The following is a 23,605-nucleotide window of genomic DNA, read 5'->3' as shown; positions in this document are numbered from 1 at the left end:
ACTGACGGGGTGACCGGCGGGGCGGGAGTGTCCGGTGAGGTCGGTGGGACGCGGAAGTGCGAGAAGGGTGCCGAGATGGCGATGCTCAAGGGCGGGAACGTTCCGGTGACGGCGGGGGCCGTCCGGATCGAGCTGGGCCGGCACCCCGCGCCGGGGACACCGGACGTGGACGCCTCCGCCCTCCTCCTCGCGTCCGGACGCGTCCGTGACGACGGCGACTTCGTCTTCTACAACCAGCCGGTCCACGCCTCGGGGGCCGTCCGGTACGAGGGGAAGAGCCGGGCCGGTGAGGTGCTGACGGACACGCTCGCCGCCGATCTCACGGCGGTGGAGGGCGCGGTGGACACGGTGGTGCTCGCCGCCTCGGCCGACGGCGGCACCTTCGGGCAGGTGCCCGGCCTGTACATCCGGGTGCTGGACGCGGCGGGCGGCGCCGAACTGGCCCGCTTCGACTGCGCCGACGCCACCACCGAGACCGCCTTCGTCCTCGGCGAGTTCTACCGCCGCCAGGGCGGATGGAAGTTCCGCGCCGTGGGCCAGGGGTACGCCACCGGCCTCGCGGGCCTCGCCACCGACTTCGGCATCAGCGTCGAGGCGGAGCCCGTCCCGGCGGCCCCGGCGCCCGCGAACCCCGCGCCCGCAGCCCCCGCGCCGCCGGCTCCCGTCTCCCCGCCGCCCGCCTCCTTCGGCGCGCCGCCGACGGCCCCGCCCGCTCCCCCCGGGACGCCGCCCCCGCCGCCCGCCGCCCCCGCTCCGCAGCCGGGCCCCGCGCCGGCGGCGCCGCCCGTGCCCGTCAGCCTCACCAAGGTCACCTTGACCAAGGAGGCACCGTCCGTCTCGCTCACCGAACAGGGCGGTACCGGCGGGGTGATGCGGGTCAACCTCAACTGGACCGGCGCCGGGGCGGCCAAGAGGTTCGGCAGGAAGCTCGGCCGCAAGGCGATGGAGGCACTCGGGGCGCGCGGCGCGCTGCTGCCGCCCGACGGCGACCTCGACCTCGACCTGTGCGCCCTCTACGAACTGGCCGACGGCCGCTCCGGAGTGGTCCACCCGCTCGGCGACAGCTTCGGCGCGCTGCACGCCCCGCCCTACATCCAGCTCGACGGCGACGACCGCACCGGCGCCGTGGCCACCGGCGAGAACCTCACCATCAACCTCGACCACCAGAGCCGCATCCGCCGCATCCTGCTCTTCGTCACCGTCTACGCCGGCGCCCGCAGCTTCGAGGGGCTGACCGCGTCCGTCACCCTCCGGCCGCAGTACGGCGCGCCCGTCGAGTTCACCCTCGACGCCTGCACCGTGCCGTCGAAGGTCTGCGCACTGGCCCTGATCACCCACACCGGCGGTGAACTCGTCGTCCGCCGCGAGGCCCGCTACCTCGTCCAGGAGCCGGGCGTCAGCCCGCAGCGCACCGTCGACCAGGCGTACGGCTGGGGACTGACGTGGTCGCCCGCCAAGAAGTGACGGGCGGCGCGGCCCTCACGGCGCGCCGTACGTCCGGCCCTTCCACGCCGCGCCGCGGCCCCGGTGGTGGCGCGCCGCCGAGTCCACCGTCATCAGCAGGTACAGCAGCGCGGTGAACGGCAGCAGCGGCACCGTCCACCACGGCTGCCGGTAGTACCGCACCATCGGCCGGAACGTCCCGCACATCACCGCCCACGCGGCGCCGCCGCACCCCGCGGCCACGGCGCTGCCCCCCGCCGCGCCGGCCAGCAGCGTCACGGGCGGCGCCAGATACACCAGCGCGAGGCCGCCCACCGTCCCGAGCAGCAGCGACGGGCGGTGGCGCAGCTGGGCGTAGGCGCTGCGGGCGACCATCTGCCACAGCTCGGCCAGCCGCGGGTACGGCCGCACGCTGTCCACCCGCTCCGCCAGCCCCAGCCAGATCCGCCCGCCGGACGCCTTGACCGCACGGGCCAGCGTCACGTCGTCGATCAGCGCGTGCCGGATCGACTCCGGGACGCCCGCCCGCTCGGCCGCGTCCGCGCGGAGCAGGACGCAGCCGCCGGCCGCCGCCGCGGTCCTCGCGCCCGGCCGGTTCACCCACCGGAACGGATAGAGCTGCGCGAAGAAGTACACGAACGCCGGGACGATCAGCCGCTCCCAGAACGTGGCCACCCGCAGCCGTGCCATCTGCGAGACCAGATCCAGCCCCGCCGACCGCGCCGCCGCCACCAACTCCCGCAGACTCTCCGGCTCATGGGCGATGTCCGCGTCCGTCAGCAGCAGGTACTCCGCGTCCGTCCGCTCCCGGGCCAGCGCGATGCCGTGGCGCACGGCCCAGAGCTTGCCGGTCCAGCCGGGCTCCACCGGGCCCGGCGAGGCGACCGTCAGGGGCAGTCCGCCGCGTTCGGCGGCGAGCGCGCGGGCCAGCGCGCCGGTGCCGTCCGTACTGCCGTCGTCGACGAGGAAGATCTCGGCGCGGCCCGGGTACTTCTGCGCCAGCAGCGACGGCAGGCTCGCCGGCAACACCGCCGCCTCGTCCCGCGCGGGCACCACCACGGCCACCGAAGGCCACCGCTCCGGTTCCGTACGGGCGGGCAGCCTCACGTCCGTACGCCAGAAGAAGCCCTGGCCCAGCAGCAGCCACAGCCAGACCGCCAGCGATCCGGCACCGATCCACTCCATCGCTCCCACGGCCGCAGTCTGCCGCACGGGGCGCCCCGTGGCGGGGTGCCGCGGGCGCCCGGCGGGGCGGCGGCGCGCCCCTCCGGAGCGCCCGGTCCGGTATGACAAGTCGGGCACCCGCCGAGTAGGGTGCCCGGGTGAAGATCGCGCTGATGGACTCCGGTACCGGCCTGCTTCCCGCGGCCGCCGCGGTGCGCCGGCTCCGGCCGGACGCCGATCTCGTCCTCTCCACCGACCCCGACGGCATGCCGTGGGGCCCGCGTACCCCCGACGACGTCACCGCGCACGCCCTGGCCTGCGCCCGCGCCGCCGCCGCGCACCGTCCGGACGCGCTGATCGTCGCCTGCAACACCGCCTCCGTGCACGCCCTCCCGGCGCTGCGCGCGGAGCTGGAGCCCGGCATCCCGGTCATCGGCACCGTCCCCGCGGTCAAGCCCGCCGCGGCCTTCGGCGGCCCGGTCGCCATCTGGGCGACGCCTGCCACCACCGGCAGCCCGTACCAGCGCGGACTGATCGAGCGATTCGCCGCGGGCGTGGACGTCACCGGCGTGCCCTGCCCCGGTCTCGCCGACGCCGTCGAGGCGGCCGACGAGCGGGCCGTCGCCGACGCGGTCGCGGCCGCCGCCGCCCGCACCCCGCGCGACGTCCGCGCCGTCGTCCTGGGCTGCACCCACTACGAGCTGGTCGCCGACGCCATCCGCGACGCCCTCCAGCAGCCCGGCGCGCCCGCCCTCGCGCTGTACGGCTCGGCCGACGCGGTCGCCGCCCAGGCGCTGCGGCGGATCGGCGCCGGGCCCGCGCCGGACGCCGCGCCGACCGGCTCCCTGCACGTGATCGAGAGCGGCCGCCCCGGCGCGCTGCCGCCCGTCGCCCTGGCGTATCCCGCCGGCCGGCTGCTGGCCCCGGAAGCCGCCGCGCCGGCCGGACGCCGCTGACCGCACCGCCGCACGGCGCCGTCCGCCGGACCCGCTGACGTGGCGGGCGACACGCTGCTCCCGGGCGGGAAGGCGCGTACGCTGCGTGGCATGAGGGACCACCCCCACGACGGGGCAGCCGCCCCCGACGCGCACTCCCGCCCCTCCGGCTCCGGCGACGACGCCTCGCGCTCCGGTGCGCACGCCGAGATCCCCGAGGTGTGGCACGGCAGCGCCACCAACCACGTCCAGTGGCTGCTGGCGGCGATCGGCCTGGCCTGTCTGGCGCTCGGTGTCCACCTGGCCGTCGACAGCCGGTGGACGTCGTCGGTGGTGCCGCTGGTGATGGCGGTGGTCGGCTGCGTCGCGGCCGGTCTGCTGGTCCTCTTCGGCACGCTCGCCTTCGTCCATGTCGCGGTGCGGGTGGACCGTGAGCAGATGGAGGTGCGGTGCGGGCACATCGGGGTGCCGCGCCGCCGTATCCCGCTCTCCGCCGTCGTCGGCGTCGAGACGGCGCCCTGGGTCACACCGCGTCACTGGGGCGGCTGGGGCTACCGCTGGCGTCCCGAGCAGGGCATGGCGATCGTGGTCCGCCGCGGTGAGGCGGTGGTTCTCACCCTCCGCGACGGCCGGACGTTCACGGTCACCGTCGACGACGCCGAGGGCGCCGCCCGCTGTGTCCGCAGCCGCATCCCGGCCCCCACGGCGACGCTCTAGCGGACGCGGTCCCCCGGCGGCGGCGCGTCCGTTCCCGCTGCGGGCCTTCCTCTACAGTTCAGGCATGGCAACCCCCGACTTCATCCGTGATCTGCGCTCCTCCGTCGGCCATCAGCTGCTGTGGCTGCCCGGGGTGACCGCCGTGGTCTTCGACGACGACGGACGGGTGCTGCTGGGCCGCCGCGCGGACACCGGCCGCTGGTCGGTGATCGGCGGTATCGCCGAGCCGGGCGAGCAGCCGGCCGAGGTCGCGGTCCGCGAGGTCTTCGAGGAGACGGCGGTCCGGGTCGTCCCCGAGCGCGTCGTCCTGGTCGAGGCGCTGCCGTCGCTGACGTACCCGAACGGCGACGTGTGCCAGTTCATGGACACCACGCTGCGCTGCCGGGCGATCGGCGGCGAGGCACGGGTCAACGACGACGAGTCGCTGGACGTGGCCTGGTTCGCCCTGGACGCCCTGCCGGAGCTGGAGGAGTTCGCGTTGACCCGCATCCGGCGGGCGGCGGAGGACGGCGAGGCGTGGTTCGAGGGGAAGGACGAGGTGCGGGCGCTGTCGTAGGGGTTTCACACACTGTGTCCGGTGTCGTATCGGCGGGAGACCGCGGGCGCGACACCGGACGTGTGCGCCGACCGTGGGGCCGGGCGGGGCCCCGCCCCCCGCCGCCGCTCAGTCGAGGCAGAACTCATTCCCCTCGACGTCCTGCATGACCAGGCACGACTCGTTGAATCCGTCGGCGCGGAGCAGGCGTACGCGGGTCGCGCCGAGTGCGGTCAGCCGGGCGCATTCGGCTTCGAGGGCGGCGAGCCGTTCCTCTCCTACGAGTCCGGTGCCGACCCGTACGTCGAGATGCAGCCGGTTCTTGACGGTTTTGCCCTCGGGGACGCGCTGGAAGAACAGGCGCGGGCCCCCGCCGGCGGGGTCGACGCAGGCGAATGCGGAGCCCTGGCGTTCGGGCGGGAGAGAGCGGTCGAATGCGCCCCAGGTGGCGAATCCGGCCGGTGGGGGCGGGACGACGTACCCCAATACCTCGCACCAGAAGCGGGCGACGCGCTCGGGGTCCGCGCAGTCGAAGGTGACTTGGAACTGCTTGGCCGATGACATCGGCGCACAGTAACAGGGCGCGTCCCTTTCTTCCCGGCGCGGCCGGTGGGATGGGCGGGCGGCGCCGGTCAACCTTCTTTCCGTCACACACCGGTTACGGGACGGTCCGCATCGCGTCGGAGCAAGTTCCGTGCGGAAGGCGGACGTTGACACGGGCGTGGGCCCCCGGGACTCTGGTGAGACGTTCCGCCACCGAGGCGGCCGGTACGCCGGTGCGGTGGCGGACACGTATGCCGAGGTCCCACCTCCACAGCCTCCCGTCGCCGCGCCCTGATCCGGCACCGTACGTTCGCCGGCGTTCCTCGGCCGTGTGACGCCGAAGCGGGGGCATACCAGGAAAGAGCCCATGAAGCCTTTACATCTCTCCGCCGGAATCGTCGCCGTGGCGCTGGCAGGTGCGACCGCCTTCTCCCTCTCCTCCGTCTCGTCCGGCACCACGCAGAGCGCTCCCGTCGCACAAGGGGAAACGGAAGCCGCTCCCGCGCAGGAGGAAGCCGGCGCACCCGCCGCACAGGAGAAATCCCAGGGGAATACGGAGGAGAAGTCCGAGGGGAAATCCCGTCAGGGGGCGGAGGCGGAAGGGCCGGGGGCGGCGCCCGGGAGGACGACGCGGGCGCAGGGCGCCGTCCGGGGCGCCGACCCCAGCGTGTTGCGGGTCGGCAGCACCTATATCGGGGTCAAAGCGGTGGGCGGGGGCATCGTCGTCCGGCAGTCCACCTCCCTGGAGAAGCTCGCCTCGGCGCCCGCCAGGAAGGTCTGGTCGAACCCGAACGGCCTGCGGGACGTATGGGCACCGGAAATCGTCCGGGACGGCGGCCGCTATTACATCTATTTCACCGCCGGGCACAGTGCGGCCCACCGGATGTACGTCATCAGCTCCGCCCGCGCGGACGGCGGATACGGCGCCGAGAGGAAACTGGCTCTGCCGGACGACAAATGGGCCATCGACGGCACGCTGTTCACCTTCGGGGGAAAGCGCTGGTTCGTCTGGTCGGGCTGGTCCGGCGGTACCAACAACGAGCAGAATCTCTACATCGCCCGGATGAAGGATCCGGTGACGCCGACCGGTAAGCGGTACGTCATCTCGCAGCCCCGCGAGAAATGGGAACGCAAAGTCGGCAATCCCTACATCAACGAGGCGCCGGAGGCCATCAAGGATCCGAAGGGGCAGCTGCACATCGTCTATTCCGCCAACGGCAGCTGGAGCAATCAGTACTGCCTGGCCGATCTGCGGCTGCGGGCGGGCGGCAACCCGACGTACGTCTGGGACTGGTACAAGTCGAACGGCTGCCTCTTCGGGTCGCACCGCGAGACGATGATGTCCGGCTGGGATCCGACACTGCACGTCGACGGGCCGGGGCACCACACCTTCGTCCTGCTCAACGGCGATATCAACACCAGTCCGCCGGCGGGCAGGAAATTCCCGATGATGTTCCACGCGGTGCCCAAGGGAATGGAGTACAAGTGGGCCAACCGCTTCTGGTACACCGGATCGTTCGTCTGGTGGGGCAACACCACCTACCGGCGCGCCCATGTTCCCGGGCCGCATACGGATAAGGGGTTCGGCCTCAAATTCTTCGAGTGAGGTGCGGCGGCGCGCCCGAGGCCGTGTTTCCCGAGCGCCGGGGGCGCGGAGTGCCCCGGCTCACAGCTCCTCGGTCGATGGCTCGTCCACCGGGGTGCTCGACTCGTCGGGCAGCGGCGGGAGCCGGGATTCGTCGGGGGAGCCGGGTTCGTCGGACGGGGAGCCCGGCTCGTCGGACGGCGGGCTGTCGGGCTCCTCGGTGTGCATCTCCAGGCGGTCCTTGCGGCAGCTGCTGACCCAGGTGCCGGTCGGGCCGCCCTCGTAGCGGCAGAGCCAGCCGCGGACCGCGAGGGACGCGGCGGTGTCCTCGCCGTCCTGGGGTGCGCGGCGGAAGAAATCGGCCATCACGTCGTGGGCCTCCTCGCAGCCCACCGTGCCGTCGGCGCCGGGGTCCGCGTAGAGGGCCACGTCGTGCGCGGTGCCGAGCGCGTCGCGGATCTGCCCGCACTCCACCGGTTGACCCGGGACGGTCGGCGCGGTGCCGGACGGGGACGGCGCCTGGCCCGGCGCGCGGGTGCGGGCCGCCGCGGTGTCCGCGGACCGCTCGCCGCCGGAGCACGCCGCGGCGGCGAGGGCGAGCAGCACGGTCGGCACGGCGAGCAGTCGGCGCATGGTCGAACCCCCTGGTGTCGGTGGCGTGCTGCACCTTCGGACGGTAGGAGTCCGGGCGCGGCGCGGCCATCCGGGGCGAGCGTCCGGGTGAGTGCGGGCCGGGCGGCCCGTAGGTACGGCGCCGGGCCGGGTACCGGGCGACGCCCCGGGCGACCGGGGAGCCTGGGACGTCGTCCGCCGGACCGTGGCCGGTTCACGGGTGCCCGGCCGTGGGCGGGGACGGTGCGCCCTGGGGGGCGGCGGGCCCGGACCGTACAGTGCCGCCATGACCATGATGGGTACACCCGGACAGGTATCCCTCGACCTCGGTGGCCGGACGGCGCTGGTCACCGGCGCGGCCGGCGGCATCGGGCGCGCCTGCACACTGCGGCTCGCCGCCGCCGGTGCCACCGTGCGCGCCGTCGACCGTGACGAGGCGGGCCTGGCCCGCCTCCTCGACGGGCTCCCCGGAGATCTCCCCGGCACCGTCGAACCCCGCACCCTCGATCTGACCGACCTCGACGCGGCCGAGCGGTCCGCCGCCGGCTGCGACGTCCTCGTCAACAACGCCGGTGTCCAACTCGTCCGCCCCATCGAGGAGTTCCCGCCCGAGGCGTTCCGTGACGTGCTGACGGTGATGCTGGAGGCGCCGTTCCGGCTGCTGCGCGGCGCGCTGCCGCACATGTACGCGGAAGGCTGGGGCCGCGTCGTCAACATCTCCTCCGTCCACGGGCTGCGCGCCTCGCCGTACAAGTCCGCGTACGTGGCGGCCAAGCACGGGCTGGAGGGGCTGTCGAAGACCGCGGCGCTGGAGGGCGCCGCACACGGCGTCACCTCCAACTGTGTCAACCCCGGCTATGTCCGCACCCCGCTGGTGGAGGGGCAGGTCGCCGATCAGGCGGCGGCGCACGGTATCCCCGAGGAGCGGGTGATCGAGGAGGTGCTGCTGGTGCGGTCCGCGGTGAAGCGGCTGGTGGAGCCGGTGGAGGTGGCCGAGGCGGTGGCGTACCTCTGCTCGCCGGGCGCGGCGTTCATCACCGGCGCGTCGCTGTCGCTGGACGGCGGCTGGACGGCGCACTGACCGGGCCCGGCGCTCTCCGGGTGCGGTCCGCCGCCGCCTGCGGGACGGTGGAGAGCGTTGTGTCCCCGCTATCCGAGGAGTGCGGCATGGGTGACAAGGGCGCCATGGACAAGATGAAGGGCAAGGCCAAGGAGGCCGCCGGGAAGGCCACGGGCAACGACCGGATGGCCGCCGAGGGCCGTACCGACCAGGCCAAGGGCGAGGCCAAGAAGGCGATGGGCGGCGCCAAGGAGAAGGCGGAGGGAATGAAGGACGCCCTGAAGGACCGCGGCGACTCCTGACCGCGCGGGTGCGGACCGGGCCCGCCGGGCACCGCCCCCGAGCCCCGCTCCCCGGTTTCCGGGGGCGGGGCGTCAGCGCGCCCAGGGATGGCGCAGCCGGATCCAGATGTCGCGGGCACGGCGCCCTGCCTGGGTCCGGCTGCGGGCGACGAGCTGCTGCGCCTGCTCCTGGGTCTCGACCATCGGGCCGGAGCCGCGCAGCGGTTTGCCCGCCGTCTCGTGCAGGAAGAACGTCGCCACCAGCCCGATGAGCCCCGCCACCATCAGGTAGTACGCCGGGACCATCGTGTCGCCGGTCGCCTGGACGAGCGCGGAGGCGACCAGCGGGGTCGTACCGCCGAAGAGCGAGACGGAGATGTTGAAGGCGATCGACAGGGCGCCGTACCGCAGCCGGGTCGGGAACAGCGCGGGCAGGGTGGCGGCCGAGGTCCCGGCGAAGCAGACCAGCAGCAGGCCCAGGATCAGGCAGCCGAAGGCGGGCAGCAGGATGCCGCCGGCGCGGATCAGCAAGATCGACGGCGCCGCCAGCAGGATCAGGGCGATGCTGCCCGCCATGAAGACCGGTCGCCGTCCCCAGCGGTCCGAGGTGCGGCCGACGGTGGTGATGGAGAGGACCACCACGATCATGGTGCCGAGCACCAGCAGCTGCGCGGTGAGGTCGTCCTGGTGCAGCGTCTCGGACATGAAGGTCGGCAGGTACGACGTGACCATGTAGTTGGTGACGTTGTAGAGCAGCACCAGGCCCATGCAGATGAGGACCGCCTGCCAGTGGCCGGTGAAGATCTCCTTCAGCCGGCCGTGGCCGGACTGCCGGGCCACCTCGACGGGGTCGTCGCCGCCCTCGTCGCGGATCTTCTCCGCCTCCTCGTGCGCCGCCTCCGCCTCCTTCCGGAACGCGGGCGTCTCCTCCAGGTGCAGCCGCATGTACAGGCCGATCAGCCCGAGCGGCCCGGCGACCAGGAACGGCAGCCGCCAGCCCCAGTCGGTCATCCCGTCGTCGCCGAGCAGCGCGGTGAGCACGGTGACCAGCCCGGAGCCGAGGGAGTAGCCGACGAAGGTGCCGAAGTCGAGCCAGCTGCCGAGGAAACCGCGCCGCTTGTCGGGCGCGTACTCGGCGATGTACGTCGTGGCACCCGCGTACTCGCCGCCGGTGGAGAACCCCTGGACGAGACGGCAGACCAGCAGCAGGAGCGGGGCGGCGAAGCCGATGGCGCCGTAGGTGGGGAGGAAGCCCACCGCGAAGGTGCTGATCGCCATCATGATCATGGTCGCGGCGAGGACGCGTTTGCGGCCGATCCGGTCGCCGAGCGGCCCGAAGACCAGCCCGCCCAGCGGCCGGACGAGGAAAGCGGCGGCGAAGGTCGCGAACGCGGAGACCACCTGCGCGCCGGGGGAGCTGGCGGGGAAGAAGACCTTGCCCAGCGTCCCGGCGAGGTAGGCGTAGACGCCGAAGTCGAACCACTCCATGGTGTTGCCGAGCGCGGCGGCGGAGACCGCGCGGCGGACCTGGGGGCGGTCGGCGACGGTGACGTCCGCCGCACTCAGCGCGTTCTTGCGGCGGCGCAGCAGGATGCGGAGCAGACGGTCGTTGGTGGCACTGCCGCCGCGGGAGGCGCTCCGCTCCCGCCGGGGCTGCGGTGCACGGCGTCCAGGGGTCATGTCACCCCGTCCATGACGATGTCGAGAGGATCATTACGACGGATTATTGCCCGCAATGCCCTATTCCGGAGTGGTCTCATCGGCGCAGCGTGTCGCCCGTCGGAGGGGCGGCGTACGTGGGCCGGCCGCCGGTGGGCCCGTGCGAACCGGCCGCCACCCGCGGGGGTGGCGGCCGGCCTGTGTACCCGGTGCGCTCAGGAGTCCGGGCGGTGGGTTACTTCCACTCGTCCTTCCAGGCGATGCCGCCGCCGAAGCAGCCCTCGCCGAAGAGCGGGTTGCCGTTGACGATGGCGGCGCGGAGGCCGCAGGCGCCGAACCCGGCCTCGCCGCTGGAGTGGGTGGAGTGGCTGGAGTGGTGGTCGTCGTCCCCGCCACCGGCCATGGCGGAACCGGCGCCACCGAGGACGAGAGCGGCGGCGAGAGCGGTGGCGGAGAGGGCGGCGCGCATGCGCATGAAGACTCCTCGCGAGAGTGCGGTGGATGCGATCGCTTCACAGATCACCCCGGGCCACCGCACCCGAAACGTGAGGGCACCCCTTGCTCGGCCGATCGCGTGGCCGATTCCCCCGGCGAGGTCAGCGCGTTGCCGCGGTGTCCTCCGCCATCGCCCGCAGCAGCTTCTTGTCGGGCTTGCCCGCGTCGGTCAGCGGCAGTGCGTCCAGGAACGTGATCCGGGCCGGTTCGTACATCGCGCCGCGGGTGTCGCGGACCAGGGCGCGCAGCTGCGCCTCGTCGACATCCGCACCGGGCGCCCGGACGACGGCGGCGTGCACCCGCTCCATCCGGTCGCTGTCGCGGACGCCGAAGACCGCGCTCTGCAGGACCTGCGGGTGGGTGTTGAGCAGGTCCTCCAGCTCGGTGGTGTACACATGGCCGCCGACCACGACGATCATGTCCTTGATCCGGTCGACGATGGTGACGTAGCCGTCGGCGTCGACGTAGCCGACGTCGCCGGTGCGCACCCAGCCGTCCCGCATGACCTCGGCGGTCAGCTCCGGCTGCTTCCAGTAGCCCTGCATGGTCATACCGGAGCGCACGCACAGCTCGCCCTGCTCGCCGGTGGGCAGGTCACGGCCGTGTTCGTCGCGGACGGCGACCTCCACGCCGGGGATGATCTTCCCGGCCGAGCGGAGCCGCTCGGGCCGGGCCGGGTCGTGGTCCTCGGGGGTGAGGACGCTGACGCCGCCGGCCTCGTTCTGGCCGTAGACCTGCATCAGGACGGGGCCGAAGTGCTCGATGGCGTCCGCGAGGCGGGCGGGCGACGCCTGGCAGCCGCCGTACGTCAGGTGGGTCAGGCTGCTGGTGTCGGTGGTCGCCGCGGCGGGGTCGTCGATCAGCTGGTAGAGCAGCGGCGGCAGCAGGAAGAGGTGGGTGATCCGCTCGCGTTCGATGGCGGCGAGGGCCTCGGCGGGGTCGAAGTCGTCGAGGAGGACGACGGCGCCGCCCGCGTTGAGGACGGCGTCCGCCAGGTGTCCGGCGGCGTGCGCGAGGGTGGTGCAGACGAGCTGGCGGGGGGTGGTCTCGCCGAAGAAGGCGTCGCGGGACCAGCGGCCCTGGTCGAACGTGCTGCAGATGCCCTTGGGGTGGCCGGTGGTGCCGCCGGTGTGGCGGATGGCGCAGATGTCGTCGGGGCGGGCCTGGCTGGCGACCGGCTCGGCGCTCTGCGCGGCGGCCAGTTCCAGCAGGTCGCTGCCGGTCTTGGCGGGGCCGAGCACCAGGACGTCCGGGCCCGGCGCCAGCTCCGTCAGCTCGGCGGCGCGTTCGGTCAGGCGCGGGTCGACGATCAGTGCCCGGGTCTCGACGTCGCGGATGATGGCGGCCTGGGCGGCGGCGGAGAGCTTGTTGTAGAGGTGGTTGACGCGGCAGCCGAGGAGGCCGGCGGCGTAGCGGGCGGCGATGACCTCGGGGATGTTGCCGCTGAGCATGGTGACCGTCTCGCCGCGGGTCACGCCCCGGGCGCGCAGGGCGCGGGCCAGGCGGTGTACGAGGTCGCGCAGCTCACCGCCGGTGATCCGGCGGCCTTGGTGGATCAGGATTTCGCGGCCCGGGTCGGCGGCGAGGACGTCGAGGTTCTCCTCGACGTGGGTGCGGAACGGCGGGGCGGCTGCGGACATGGGGGGGATCCTCCTGGGGCCGGCGCGGAGTGCGCGGGCGGGTGGCGAAGGCGGATAATTAGTTGCTAGAGGCAACTAAAAAGAGAGTAGTGGTTCGCCCGCCCCGCCTCCCAATCCGAGGGGCAAGATTCGGACGCTTTCCGCGGCGCCCCGACCCCGGCCGACGGGGCGCCCCGAGCCCGCCGCACAGCTTCACCGGGCCGCCGCCACCGCCTGGCCATGGCCGACTCGGTGCCCGCGAGGGATGATGGTGCGCAGCGCAGCACGGCGGAAAACGGACGGTGCCCCGGGCGCCGCCCGTGCCCGGCGGAAGGAGTGCCTGGATGGGGGAGACCGACGCGTTCCCCGGCGGCACGGGCCCCGCCGGGGAGGTACCGGCGGACGCGGGCGGCCTTCTCGACGCGCTGGGCGTGGCCGCGGTGGTGCTCGACGACCGGGGCCGCATCACGCTGTGGAGTCCCCAGGCGGAAACCCTCTTCGGCTGGAGCGCCGCGGAGGCGCTGGGCCGCCCCGCCGCCCAGCTGCTGGTGCCGCCCGAACACACCGAACTGGTCCTGAACCTCTTCGCCCAGGTCATGACCGAGGGCACCCCCTGGGCCGGCTCCTTCCCCGTCCGGCACAAGGACGGCAGCACCCGCCTCGTCGAATTCCGCAACATGCGCCTCACCGACGCCGAGGGCCGCTCCTACGCCCTCGGCATGGCCTGCGACCGCGAGCTGCTGCGCCGCACCGAACGCGACCTCGCGCTCTCCGTCCGCCTCGTCGCCCAGTCCCCGATCGGCCTCGCCGTCCTCGACACCGACCTGCGGTACGTCATGGTCAACCCGGCGCTGGAACGTCTCAACGGCCAGCCCGCCGGCGCCCAGCTCGGCCTGCGCCCCGACGCCTGCCTGCGCTTCCTGGACACCGGCATGCTCATGACCAGCATGCGTGAGGTCCTCGCCACCGGCGTCCCGCGCCTGGACCAGGTCACCGTCGGCCGCCCGCCCGACGACCCGGGCACCGAGCACGCCTGGTCCGTCTCCCACTACCGGCTGGAGGGCCCCGGCGGACAGGTCCTGGGCGTGGCCTCCTCGGTCCTCGACGTCACCGACCACCACCGCGCCGCCACCGAAGCCGCCCGAGCCCGCCGCCGCCTCGCCGTCATCGCCGACGCCTCCGCCACCGTCGGCACCACCCTCGACGTCGACCGCACCGCCCGGGAACTCGCCGACGTCGTCGTCCCCGAACTGGCCGACCTCGCCGCCGTCGACGTCCTCGACTCCGTCCTCGACGGCCGCCGCCCCCTCCCGCCCGTCCCCGACGGCCCCGTACGCTTCCGCGCGCTCGCCGTCGCCAGCGCCCGCCCCACCGAGGCGGAGCAGGCGCTCGACCCGGCCGGACAGCTCGCCGCCTATGACGCCGAGCGCGTCATCACCCGGTGCGTGACCACCGGCCGCCCGGTGCTCCTGGCCCGCGTACGCCCCGCCGACCTGCCGCGGATCGCCGCCGACGCCCGCGGCGCCGCCGCCCTGGCGCGCGGCGGACTCCGCTCCTACCTCGGCGTCCCGTTGATCGCCCGCGGCGACGTCCTCGGCGCTCTGTCGCTCTACCGCGTCCGCAACGACCTTCCGTTCGACGAGGACGATGTGGTGCTCGCCGTCGAACTCGCCGCCCGCGCCGCCGTCTGCATCGACAACGCCCGCTCCTACCAGAGCGAACGCCGCACCGCGCTGACCCTCCAGCGGCATCTGATGAGCCAGGCACCCGCACGGCCCGCGGGGATGACCCTCGCCCACCGCTACCAGCCGGCCCACGCCGCCGGGGAGGTCGGCGGCGACTGGTTCGACGCCATCACGGTCGCCGGCGACAAGACCGCTCTCGTCGTCGGCGACGTCATGGGCAGCGGCATCAACGCGGCGGCCACCATGGGCCAGCTGCGCACCACCACCCGCGCCCTCGCCGACCTCGACCTGGAGCCCGCCGAGGTGCTGCGCCACCTCGACCACGCCGCCGCCGGACTCGATCCCGCCTTCGCCACCTGCGTCTACGCCGTCTACGACCCGCACGCCGGGGAGTGCCGGATGGCGAGCGCCGGGCATCTGCCGCCGGTCGTCGTCCGCCCCGGGCCGCGGCCCGTCCTCATCGAGCTGCCGACCGGCGCCCCGCTCGGCGTCGGCGGCGTCCCCTTCGAGCAGACCACCGTCCCGCTGCGCCCCGGCGACCGTCTGGTGCTCTACACCGACGGACTGGTCGAGACCCGCGACACCGCCATCGACTCCCGCATCGGCCGCCTCACCGAACTGCTCACCACCCCGTACGAGGACCTGGAGGAGCTGTGCGACCAGCTGCTGGCCCGGCTGCGTCATCCGCACGACCACGACGACGTCGCCCTGCTCGTCGCCCACGCCACCGGGCTGCCCCCGCGCGCCTGACCGCGCGGGGGCACCGCCCTACTTGACCGCGCCCAGGGACAGGCCCTGGACCAGCTTGTCCTGGGCGGCGAAACCGGCCGCCAGCACCGGCAGCGAGATCACCGTGGCCGCCGCGCAGACCTTCGCCAGGAACAGTCCCTGGCTGGTGACGAAGCCGGTCAGGAAGACCGGCGAGGTACCCGCCACCACCCCGGTCAGCACCCGCGCGAAGAGCAGTTCGTTCCAGCTGAAGATGAACGAGATCAGCGCGGTCGCCGCCATCCCGGGCATCGCGACCGGCCCGACGATCCGCAGCAGCGTGGTGGTGAGCCCCGCGCCGTCCAGCGACGCCGCCTCCAGCATCTCCACCGGCACCTCCGCCAGGAACGACCGCATCATCCACACCGCGATCGGCAGGTTCATCGAGGTGTAGAGGAGGACCAGCAGCCAGATGTCGTCCAGCGTCCCGGTGTGCTGCGCGACGAGGTAGACCGGCAGCAACCCGGCGACCAGCGGCAGCATCTTCGTCGACAGGAAGAAGAACAGCACATCGCTCCACTTGCGCACCGGCCGGATCGACAGCGCGTACGCCGCCGGGACGGCGAGCGCCAGCACCAGCAGGGTGGACAGCACCGACGCGGTCAGCGAGTTGAGCAGCGGCGGCCAGGGGCTGAGCCCGCCGCCGCCCGCGCCGAAGAACTCGCGGTAGCCGTGGAGCGTCAGCGGGGCGGTGAGCGACGGCGGGTTGGTCGCCGCGTCCTGCTCACCGTGGAGGGAGGTGAGCACCATCCAGGCGACCGGCAGGAAGAACGCGATCCCCGCGAGCCACGCCACCAGCCCCAGCAGACCGTTGACGCGGCGCCGGCGCCGCAGGGGGACGGGCACGGTGGACGTGGTCATCGGGTGATCTCCTCGCGGAGCAGGGACGACACGGTACGCAGCGCGAAGGTCGCGACCAGCAGCGAACACACCACGACCACCACCCCTTGCGCGGACGCCCGGCCGTAGTCGTGGGCCTGGTAGAAGGTCTGGTAGAGGGTGTACGGCAGGTTGGCGGTGCCCAGCCCGCCCGAGGTGATGGTGAACACCGCGTCGAAGTTCTGCACCACGTACACCGTGCCCAGCAGCGCCGCCAGTTCCAGATAGCGGCGCAGATGTGGCAGCGTCAGATGACGGAAGATCGCGAACGCCCCGGCGCCGTCCATCCGCGCCGCCTCGATCGCGTCCGCCGGCCGGGACTGCAGCCCGGCCAGCAGGATCAGCATCATGAACGGCGTCCACTGCCAGATCAGCGCCGTCTCGACGGCGGCCAGCGGCGAGGACGTCATCCAGTCCGGCTGCGGCGCGCCGTCACTGCCGAACAACCGCCACACGGCGGTCAGTACCCCGTTGAACAGGCCGTACGACGCGTTGTACAGCGCGTGTTTCCACAGCAGCGCGGCGGCCACCGGCACCACCAGGAACGGTGTGATCAGCAGCGTGCGGACCAGCCCGCGGCCGAAGAACTTCCGGTCCAGCAGCAGCGCCAGACCCAGCCCCAGCACCAGGCTGACCAGGACCACCGTCACCGTCAGCAGCACGGTGGTCAGGACCGAGGCGCGCAGCGCGGGATCGGTGAAGACCGCGGCGTAGTTGTCGAAGGCGGCGAAGCCGCGGCGGTCGGGGGCGAGCGCGTTCCAGCGGGTGAAGGAGAGGACCACCGTCGCCACGAACGGCAGCTGGGTGACGATGATCAGGAAGACCAGCGCGGGCAGCAGCGGCGCGCGCCGCGCCCACTCCTTCGCCCGCCGGACGGCCGGGCCCCGTACGGGCGCCCCGCCCCCGGACGCGGCGGTCGGCCGCACGGTCTCAGCGGTCGGTGTAGGCATCGGACACCTCCTGGGCGAGCCGCCGGCTCTCGGCGAGGGCGGCGGCCACGCTCCGCTTGCCCGCGATGGCCGCGCTGATCTCCTGGGACACCTTCGTGCCCAGGTCGGAGAACTCGGGTATGCCGACGAACTGGATACCGGGCGCCGGCCGCGGCTGCACCCCCGGATCGTCGGGCCGCGCGGTACGGATCGCCTCCTCCGTCGCGGCGGCGAAGGCACCGGACTCCTCGCGGTAGGCCGGGTCGCGGTAGAGCGAGGCGCGTTTGCCGCCCGGCGTCCGCGACCAGCCCAACTCCTTGCCCACCAGCCGCTCGTAGCCCTTGCCGGACGCCCAGGAGACGAACTTCCAGGCGGCGTCCTGATGGCGGCTCGCCTTCTGCACACCCCAGGCCCAGGTGTAGAGCCACCCGGAACTCTTCGTCCTCTCCACCGGCGCCGGTACGTAGCCGATCTTCCCGGCGACCTTGGAGCCGTCGCTCTCCAGCGACCCGGCGCCGGCCGTCGCGTCGTACCACATGGCGACCTTGCCCTGCTGCATGTCGTTGAGGCACTCGGTGTAGCCGGCCTGCGGGGCTCCCGCCTCGCCGTGCTCGCGTACCAGGTCGACGTAGAACTGTGCGGCGCGGGTGAACTCGGGGGAGTCGACGCGCGGTTTCCAGTCCTTGTCGAACCAGGTGCCGCCGAAGGTGTTGACGATGGTGGTCAGCGGCGCGGCCAGCTGGCCCCAACCGGGCTGACCGCGCAGGCAGATGCCCTTCATCCCCTTGCGTGCGCCGTCCAGCTTCGCGGCGAGTGCGGCGACCTGACGCCACGTCGGGTGCGCGGGCATCGTCAGCCCCTCGGCCGCGAGGACGTCCTTGCGGTACATCAGGAACGACGACTCGCCGTAGAACGGCTCGGCGTAGATCTTTCCGTCGGCCGCGGTCAGCGAGGAGCGGACCGGCTCCAGGATGTCGTCCTGGTCGAACTCCGGGTCTTTCGCGGCGCGTTCGCCCAGCGGGGTCAGCCAGCCGTTGCGGGCGTAGATCGGCGTCTCGTAGTTGCTGAGGCTGGCGACGTCGTACTGGCCGGCCTGGCTGGAGAAGTCCTGGCTCATCTTGTCGCGCAGGTCGTCCTCCGGCAGCAGGGTGAAGTGCACCGTGATGCCGGTCTTGGCGGTGAAGTGCCGGGCGGTCAGCCGCTGGAGATCGACCATCTGCGGGTTGTTGACCATCAGGACGTTGATCGTGTCGCGGTCGTCGTTGCCGGTGTCACCGGCGCCGCGGTAGCAGCCGGTGGTGGTGACCGCCAGCGCCAGGGCGACGGCGGCCGGTGCCGCCGCCGTGCGGAGCCGGCGGATTCCGGGGGAGCGTGCTCTCACGTCGTACCTTTCTGGACGTGTCCGGGCGGCCGCGCCCGGGGACGCGACGGCCCGCACGGGGGGAGGGGCGGCCGGCGGGCCGCGGCGGGACGGGGTGAGGCCGGGCGCTCGGGGGTCAGACCCGCAGCACCTGCGGCCCCAGAAGGGAGTAGCGGTGGGCCTCCGGCGCGGACAGCCCGGCGTCGGTGACGACGGTGTGCACGTCCCCGATGCGCGCGAACCGGCAGAAGCTGCTCGCCCCGAACTTGCTGTGCACCCCCACCAGCACCCGCCGCCGCGAGGACCGCACGGCCTGCTCCTTGACCTCGGCGACCGCCGGATCGGGCGTGGTCAGACCGTGCTCACGGGAGATGCCGTTGGCACCGAGGAAGGCCAGGTCGATGACGAAGCGGGCGAGCATGTCCCGCGCCCAGGAGCCGACGGTCGCCTGCGTCCCGGCGCGGACCCGGCCGCCGGCCAGCAGGACGGTCGCGGACTCGTTCGCCGACACCAGGGAGGCGGTGCGCAGCGACGGGGTGATCACGGTCAGCGGCCGGTCGGCCGGGAGGAGTCCGGCGACCAGCTCCGGGGTGTACCCCTCGTCGACGAAGACCGTCTCCGCCTCGCCGAGCAGCTGGGCCGCGGCCGCCGCGATCCGGCGCTTCTCGGGGACCTGCTGGGTCTCCCGCCGCGCCAGCGTCGTCTCGAACCCGGCGCTCTCGACCGGGTAGGCGGCGCCGTGGGTGCGCCGCACCAGGCCGCGCCGCTCCAGCTCGCTCAGGTCCCGCCGGACGGTCTCCCGGGCGACGCCGAACTCCTCGGCCGCGTCGGCGACCTCCACCCGGCCGGTCTGCCGGGCGAGCACGAGGATCCGGTGCTGGCGTTCCTCGGCCCTCATGGCTCACTCCTGCGCTGTACGTCGGCCCGCTCGGGCACGGATCAGGGGGGGCGCGCGGCCGATCCGTTCGGTCATGGACCTGCCCGTTTCTGCCCGCCCGAGGTTTATAGCAACCGTTCCGGGGCCCCTGACTGCCCGCAGGGTGACAAAAGTTGCCCGTTTCTGCCCGTGCTGTTCCGCCTGTCGGCGGCGGTGTCGGCCGGTCGCTGCCCGTTTGGCCGCTCCGGACGGTCCGCGGGCATCTGCGGGTGCACGGACCCCGATGGATTCCGGCCGGACCGGCTGACCGAATCGCTCCCGAATGAACGTAAAAGATCATCGAAGGCGCTGAATGATCACTCATGTCAAGGGTTCGGTACGCCCCGGGACCGGCTCTGAGCGGCGGCGGAACACCCGCCCGCACCGCCGCACCCCGGCCCGCCCGCCGGGGTACGCCCCGGGCGCCCGTCCGGCCGCGGCGGCGGGGCCCGCGGCCGGGCCGCTTACGCTGGACGGCATGAGTGCGGAGATGCGGTCGCTGGCGGTCACGGCGCTCGTCCAGGCGGACGAGTGCGCGGTGCTGCGTGTCACGGGGGAGCTGGACCTCCGCACCGAACAGGCATTTCTCGCCGAGGCCCGGTCCGTCGTCTCCGCCGGACACCGCTTCCTCGTGCTCGACCTGACCGCGCTGCGCTTCTGCGACTCCCGTGGCCTGAGCTGCCTGCTGGCCCTGGAATGGCTCTGCCGCCGTCTGGAAGGCCGCCTCCTCCTCGCCTCCCTCGGCATGCGGATGCTGCGCCTGCTGGTGGGCACCCAGTCACTCGGCGTCTTCTCCTGCTACCCGACCGTCGGCCACGCCCTCGCGGCCGTCCCGCAGGCCAGCCGCCCCGTCTGGCCCCCGGAGCCGGAGGGCCCGCAGCACCCCGGGGCCCCGGCCCCCGCCTGACCGGGCCCCCGGCGCACGGCCCCGGCCACGTCATCCGCGGTTGATACGCTGCGCCGGGCCGCAACGGGGAGAGGGGCATCAGGTGCCGGGTGCTGAGGTGGCGCAGCCGCGCCGCGGACGGTCGTCGCTCCGCCAGCAGGTCGCGGACGGGATCAAACGGCACATGCTCACCCACCGGATGCGCCCCGGCGACCCGCTGCCCACCGAGTCCGAACTCTGCGCCACCCTCGGCGCCAGCCGCTCCAGCGTCCGCGAGGCGGTCAAGTCGCTCGCCGCGCTCGACCTCGTCGAGGTCCGCCACGGTCACGGCACGTACGTCGGCGGGCTGGGCCTGTCGGCGCTGGCCGAGAGCATGACCTTCCGCGGACTGCTCAGCCCGGACGACGCCTTCCGCGCCTACGCCGACCTCGTCGACGTCCGGGAACTCTTCGAACGCGGCAACGCCGACGGAATCGTCACCGCCCTGACCCCCGCCCACCTCGACACACTGGACGGTCTGGTCGCGGAGATGGCCCGCCACCCCGCCGGCAGCGACGGCTTCGCCGCCGCCGACCGCGCCTTCCACGCCCTCCTCGTCGAGCCCCTCGGCAACGACCTCATCAGCCAGCTCACCCAGGTGCTCTGGGACAGCTACGCCACCGTCGGCCCGCAGCTCGGCATGGCCGCCCTCGACGACGAACGCCGGACCCTCGCCGCCCACCGCGCCATCGCCGACGCCGCCCGCTCCGGCGACGCGGGCGCCTTCGCCACGGCGATCGGAGCCCACTACGCGCCGGTACGGGGACGGGTCGCCGCGGCGCGGGCGGCGGCGGGGCGGGCCTAGGGGCTGACGGCGGTCGGCTGACGGCCGGTGGCCGTGGTGGCCGGTCCCGGTCCTCACCCGGGTGCGCCGCCCGCCCCCTCCGCTTCCGCCTCCCGCGGCCCCGGCCCGTCCGGCGGTGACGTGCGGTCGCCCAACGCCGTGATCAGCGCGGCGACCGGCGGGCGGTGCCGGGCCACCGCGTCCACGGCGACCACGAGGTGCCGCTCCAGGGCGTCCGCCAGCGGCACCACGGTGACCCCCGCCGACCGCAGCCGCAGCATCAGCTCCGTCACCGGCGCCACCCCCAGCCCCGCCGCGACCATCGCCAGGGATACCGCCGTATCGGTCACCTCGTGCGCCACCCGCGGCTCGAAACCGGCGCGGCGGCACGCGGTGCGCACCGCCCGCCCGTAGTGCGACGCGGGCGCCGGCAGGATCCACGCCAGCTCCGCCGTCCGCGCCAGCCGCAGCGTGCCCTGCGCCGCCTCCGGGGGCGGGCACCGGGACGGCACCGCCAGCGCGAACCGCTCGGTGCGCAGCCGTACCAGCTCCACCTTGCCGTCGCGCGGCAGCGGCGCGTCCGGATAGTCCAGTCCCAGCGCCAGATCGACCCGGCCCGCGCCCACCTCCGCGTACGCCTGGTCCACGTCCACCTCGCGGCTCACCACCCGTACCGCCGGGTGGCGGGCGCGCAGCCGGTGCAGCGCCGGGGGCAGCAGCGCCGCCGCGGCGCTGCCGAAGACCCCCAGGACCAGCCGCCCGGCCACCTCGCCCCGGCCGCGCTCCAGCGCCGCCAGCGCCTCCGCCTGTGCCGCGAGGATCCGCCCGGCGTGCACCGCGAGGGTCCGCCCGGCGTCGGTCAGCTCCACCCGGCGGCCCGCCCGCCGCACCAGCCGGGAGCCGGTGGCCCGCTCCAGCGCGGCGATGTGCTGCGACACCGCCCCGGGCGTGTACCCCAGCGCCGCGGCGGCCGCCGTCATCGTGGCGCCGCGGGCCAGCTCCAGAAGCGTTCTGAGCTGCGGGCCCGGAAGTTCCATGGCGCCAAATCTACGGGCGCGCGCCCCGCCGGGGGAGAGGGCGCGGACGCCACCACGCACCGGCCGCGCGGCACGGTTTCGACGACCACGTGGCCGCCGTCCGGCCGACCGCCCGGCACGGCGCGAGGGCCACACGGACCACGTACCGCCCGGCCGACCGCACAGCACCGCTCAAAGATCACCTGGAGCAACTCTCCATGGACGTACGGCCGCCCGGGGCGCCACCATCGAGGCACCCGGGAGCGCCACGGCGCCGCCCCGGGTCCGCCGGGCGGCGCCACCCGGCGGCGCACCGCTCCCGCACCACCGCACCCCTCTCAGGTACCGGACGACGGGAAGGCGACCCGATGGCTCCCACCGCAGACCTGCCCCGGACCCCGGATCAGGAACCGGACCGGCGGCACGAACCGACACACAGCCAAGGACCGGAGGCCCACGGCCCCGCCGCTCCTGCCCGCCACCCGGCCGCCCCGCTCCCCGGACCCGCCGGGCCGCTCCCCGACCAGGCCGACGTCGTCATCGTCGGCGGCGGCGTCATCGGCGCGGCCATCGCCTTCCACCTCGCCGAGGCGGGCGCCGGGTACGTCCTCCTCCTCGAACGCGACCGCCCCGCCGCAGGCTCCTCCGGCAAACCCCTCGGCGGCGTCCGTGCGCAGTTCTCCGACCCGCTCAACATCCGCCTCGGGCAGCGCAGCCTCGACGCCTGGCGCGACTTCGCCCGCCGCCCCGGCGCCGACATCGGACTGGAACACTCCGGCTACCTCTTCCTCCTCGGCAGCGCCGCCGAACGCGACCTCTTCGCCGAGGGGATCGCCCTCCAGAACTCCCTCGGCGTCCCCAGCCGCCTGATCACCCCGCGCGAGGCCCACGCCCTGTGCCCGTACGCCGACCCGGACACCCTCGTCGCCGCCGCCTACTCGCCCGCCGACGGCTACGCCCGCCCCGAGGCCGCTGTCACCGGCTATCTGCGCGCCGCCCGCCGCCTCGGCGCCCGCGTGCGCACCCACTGCCCGGTCACCGCCGTCGACACCGCCGCCGGCCCCGGCCTCCAGGCGGTCCACACCCCGCACGGCACCGTCCGCACCCCCGTCCTGATCTGCTGCGCCGGCGCCTGGTCCGCCGCCGTCGGCGAGATGGCCGGGGCACCTCTGCCCGTCACCCCGCTGCGCCGTCAGATCGCCCTCACCGGACCGCTCGACCCGGCCCCGCCCCGTATCCCCTTCACCCTCGACTTCGGCTCCACCCTCTACTTCCACAACGACACCGCCGGCGGCCTCCTCCTCGGCCTCTCCGACCCGGCCCAGCCTCCGGGCTTCGACCGCGCCTTCACCCGCGAATGGCTCACCCCCTTCCGCGCCGCCGCGGCCCGCCGCGCCCCCGCCCTCGCCTCCCTCCCGGTCCGCGACGGCTGGGCCGGGCTCTACGAGATGACGCCGGACCGCAACGCCCTGATCGGCGAGGCCGAACGGGCCTGCGGCCACCAGGGACGGTTCCTCTACGCCACCGGCTTCTCCGGCCACGGCTTCCTCCAGGCACCCGCCGTCGGCGAGATCGTCCGCGACCTGTACCTGCGCCGCACCCCGTTCCTCGACGTCACCCCGCTCTCCGCCGCCCGCTTCGACGGCGCCGCGCCCGCCCGCCCCGAGGCCCACATCATCTGACCGTCCCCTGGAG

Annotated in this window: 22 protein-coding genes; 11 read left to right on the top strand and 11 right to left on the bottom strand. The window is 74.0% G+C overall.

From position 1 onward, the window contains the following. Positions 1–75: 75 nt before the first annotated feature. A complete protein-coding gene (locus ACZ4M8_RS14180) occupies positions 76–1,464 on the top strand; it encodes a TerD family protein (protein ID WP_467608014.1) in 1,389 nt (462 codons plus the stop codon). A gap of 15 nt (positions 1,465–1,479) precedes the next feature. Here the strand turns inward: ACZ4M8_RS14180 and ACZ4M8_RS14175 are convergent, their stop codons facing one another. Beyond that, complete coding sequence (locus ACZ4M8_RS14175) at positions 1,480–2,628, bottom strand: glycosyltransferase (RefSeq protein ID WP_467608011.1); 1,149 nt, start codon at positions 2,626–2,628, stop codon at positions 1,480–1,482. A 137-nt stretch (positions 2,629–2,765) separates the two neighbouring features. On the opposite strand from ACZ4M8_RS14175, the gene ACZ4M8_RS14170 reads away from it, so the two are divergent. From ACZ4M8_RS14170 to ACZ4M8_RS14160, 3 genes are all read left to right on the top strand, one after another. After that, positions 2,766–3,563 (top strand): glutamate racemase, encoded by a 798-nt coding sequence (locus ACZ4M8_RS14170; protein WP_467606814.1) that lies wholly within the window; start codon positions 2,766–2,768, stop codon positions 3,561–3,563. A gap of 90 nt (positions 3,564–3,653) precedes the next feature. Continuing rightward, on the top strand, positions 3,654–4,259 hold the full coding sequence (locus ACZ4M8_RS14165; RefSeq protein ID WP_467606812.1) for a hypothetical protein: 606 nt from the start codon (positions 3,654–3,656) through the stop codon (positions 4,257–4,259). A 64-nt stretch (positions 4,260–4,323) separates the two neighbouring features. Next, entirely contained in the window at positions 4,324–4,815 is a 492-nt protein-coding gene (locus tag ACZ4M8_RS14160; protein ID WP_467606809.1) for an NUDIX hydrolase, read from the top strand. Positions 4,816–4,923: 108 nt separating this feature from the next. Here the strand turns inward: ACZ4M8_RS14160 and ACZ4M8_RS14155 are convergent, their stop codons facing one another. Continuing rightward, the gene (locus ACZ4M8_RS14155) at positions 4,924–5,358 is read right to left on the bottom strand and encodes a VOC family protein (protein WP_467606808.1); all 435 of its coding nucleotides are present in this window, start codon (positions 5,356–5,358) and stop codon (positions 4,924–4,926) included. Positions 5,359–5,704: 346 nt separating this feature from the next. On the opposite strand from ACZ4M8_RS14155, the gene ACZ4M8_RS14150 reads away from it, so the two are divergent. Continuing rightward, positions 5,705–6,943 (top strand): glycoside hydrolase family 43 protein, encoded by a 1,239-nt coding sequence (locus tag ACZ4M8_RS14150; RefSeq protein WP_467606806.1) that lies wholly within the window; start codon positions 5,705–5,707, stop codon positions 6,941–6,943. 60 nt (positions 6,944–7,003) lie between these two features. Here ACZ4M8_RS14150 and ACZ4M8_RS14145 read toward each other — a convergent pair whose 3' ends face one another. Beyond that, on the bottom strand, positions 7,004–7,555 hold the full coding sequence (locus ACZ4M8_RS14145) for a hypothetical protein (protein ID WP_467606805.1): 552 nt from the start codon (positions 7,553–7,555) through the stop codon (positions 7,004–7,006). Between the two features lie 265 nt (positions 7,556–7,820). Between ACZ4M8_RS14145 and ACZ4M8_RS14140 the strand changes: the two genes are divergently transcribed. Together ACZ4M8_RS14140 and ACZ4M8_RS14135 are read left to right on the top strand one after the other, a co-directional pair. Further along, positions 7,821–8,615: a 3-hydroxybutyrate dehydrogenase gene (locus ACZ4M8_RS14140; protein ID WP_467606803.1), complete on the top strand. Its 795-nt coding sequence runs from the start codon at positions 7,821–7,823 to the stop codon at positions 8,613–8,615. Between the two features lie 86 nt (positions 8,616–8,701). Beyond that, positions 8,702–8,896, top strand: coding sequence for a CsbD family protein (locus ACZ4M8_RS14135; RefSeq protein WP_467606802.1), 195 nt, complete (start codon positions 8,702–8,704; stop codon positions 8,894–8,896). 72 nt (positions 8,897–8,968) lie between these two features. Here ACZ4M8_RS14135 and proP read toward each other — a convergent pair whose 3' ends face one another. The 3 genes from proP to ACZ4M8_RS14120 form a co-directional block, all read right to left on the bottom strand. Beyond that, on the bottom strand, positions 8,969–10,477 hold the full coding sequence (proP, locus tag ACZ4M8_RS14130; protein WP_467608008.1) for a glycine betaine/L-proline transporter ProP: 1,509 nt from the start codon (positions 10,475–10,477) through the stop codon (positions 8,969–8,971). A 292-nt stretch (positions 10,478–10,769) separates the two neighbouring features. Continuing rightward, a complete protein-coding gene (locus tag ACZ4M8_RS14125; protein ID WP_467606801.1) occupies positions 10,770–11,009 on the bottom strand; it encodes a hypothetical protein in 240 nt (79 codons plus the stop codon). Positions 11,010–11,130: 121 nt separating this feature from the next. Continuing rightward, positions 11,131–12,669, bottom strand: coding sequence for an AMP-binding protein (locus ACZ4M8_RS14120; protein WP_467606799.1), 1,539 nt, complete (start codon positions 12,667–12,669; stop codon positions 11,131–11,133). A 323-nt stretch (positions 12,670–12,992) separates the two neighbouring features. Here ACZ4M8_RS14120 and ACZ4M8_RS14115 point away from each other — a divergent pair, with 323 nt between their 5' ends. Continuing rightward, complete coding sequence (locus ACZ4M8_RS14115) at positions 12,993–15,083, top strand: SpoIIE family protein phosphatase (protein ID WP_467606798.1); 2,091 nt, start codon at positions 12,993–12,995, stop codon at positions 15,081–15,083. A gap of 18 nt (positions 15,084–15,101) precedes the next feature. Here the strand turns inward: ACZ4M8_RS14115 and ACZ4M8_RS14110 are convergent, their stop codons facing one another. The 4 genes from ACZ4M8_RS14110 to ACZ4M8_RS14095 form a co-directional block, all read right to left on the bottom strand. Next, positions 15,102–15,962, bottom strand: a complete 861-nt coding sequence (locus ACZ4M8_RS14110; protein ID WP_467606797.1) for a carbohydrate ABC transporter permease — start codon at positions 15,960–15,962, stop codon at positions 15,102–15,104. After that, a complete protein-coding gene (locus tag ACZ4M8_RS14105) occupies positions 15,959–16,930 on the bottom strand; it encodes a carbohydrate ABC transporter permease (protein ID WP_467606794.1) in 972 nt (323 codons plus the stop codon). Before ACZ4M8_RS14105 ends, ACZ4M8_RS14110 begins: the two co-directional genes overlap by 4 nt. Further along, positions 16,911–18,290 carry an ABC transporter substrate-binding protein gene (locus ACZ4M8_RS14100; RefSeq protein WP_467606792.1) on the bottom strand — a complete coding sequence of 460 codons (1,380 nt, stop codon included), beginning with the start codon at positions 18,288–18,290 and terminating at the stop codon, positions 16,911–16,913. Before ACZ4M8_RS14100 ends, ACZ4M8_RS14105 begins: the two co-directional genes overlap by 20 nt. A 115-nt stretch (positions 18,291–18,405) precedes the next feature. Continuing rightward, positions 18,406–19,167 carry a DeoR/GlpR family DNA-binding transcription regulator gene (locus tag ACZ4M8_RS14095; protein ID WP_467606790.1) on the bottom strand — a complete coding sequence of 254 codons (762 nt, stop codon included), beginning with the start codon at positions 19,165–19,167 and terminating at the stop codon, positions 18,406–18,408. Positions 19,168–19,663: 496 nt separating this feature from the next. On the opposite strand from ACZ4M8_RS14095, the gene ACZ4M8_RS14090 reads away from it, so the two are divergent. Continuing rightward, positions 19,664–20,092, top strand: coding sequence for an STAS domain-containing protein (locus tag ACZ4M8_RS14090; protein ID WP_467606789.1), 429 nt, complete (start codon positions 19,664–19,666; stop codon positions 20,090–20,092). Positions 20,093–20,189: 97 nt separating this feature from the next. Continuing rightward, positions 20,190–20,915, top strand: a complete 726-nt coding sequence (locus ACZ4M8_RS14085; RefSeq protein WP_467608005.1) for a FadR/GntR family transcriptional regulator — start codon at positions 20,190–20,192, stop codon at positions 20,913–20,915. 53 nt (positions 20,916–20,968) lie between these two features. Here ACZ4M8_RS14085 and ACZ4M8_RS14080 read toward each other — a convergent pair whose 3' ends face one another. Then, positions 20,969–21,931 (bottom strand): LysR family transcriptional regulator, encoded by a 963-nt coding sequence (locus tag ACZ4M8_RS14080; protein WP_467606787.1) that lies wholly within the window; start codon positions 21,929–21,931, stop codon positions 20,969–20,971. Between the two features lie 347 nt (positions 21,932–22,278). On the opposite strand from ACZ4M8_RS14080, the gene ACZ4M8_RS14075 reads away from it, so the two are divergent. Continuing rightward, complete coding sequence (locus ACZ4M8_RS14075) at positions 22,279–23,592, top strand: NAD(P)/FAD-dependent oxidoreductase (RefSeq protein ID WP_467606785.1); 1,314 nt, start codon at positions 22,279–22,281, stop codon at positions 23,590–23,592. Positions 23,593–23,605: the final 13 nt, after the last annotated feature.

It is taken from the genome of Streptomyces sp. NPDC027185 (assembly GCF_055567035.1).
The sequence above is the reverse complement of the archived record's forward strand: the minus strand, read 5'-3'. Positions and strand labels throughout refer to the sequence as shown.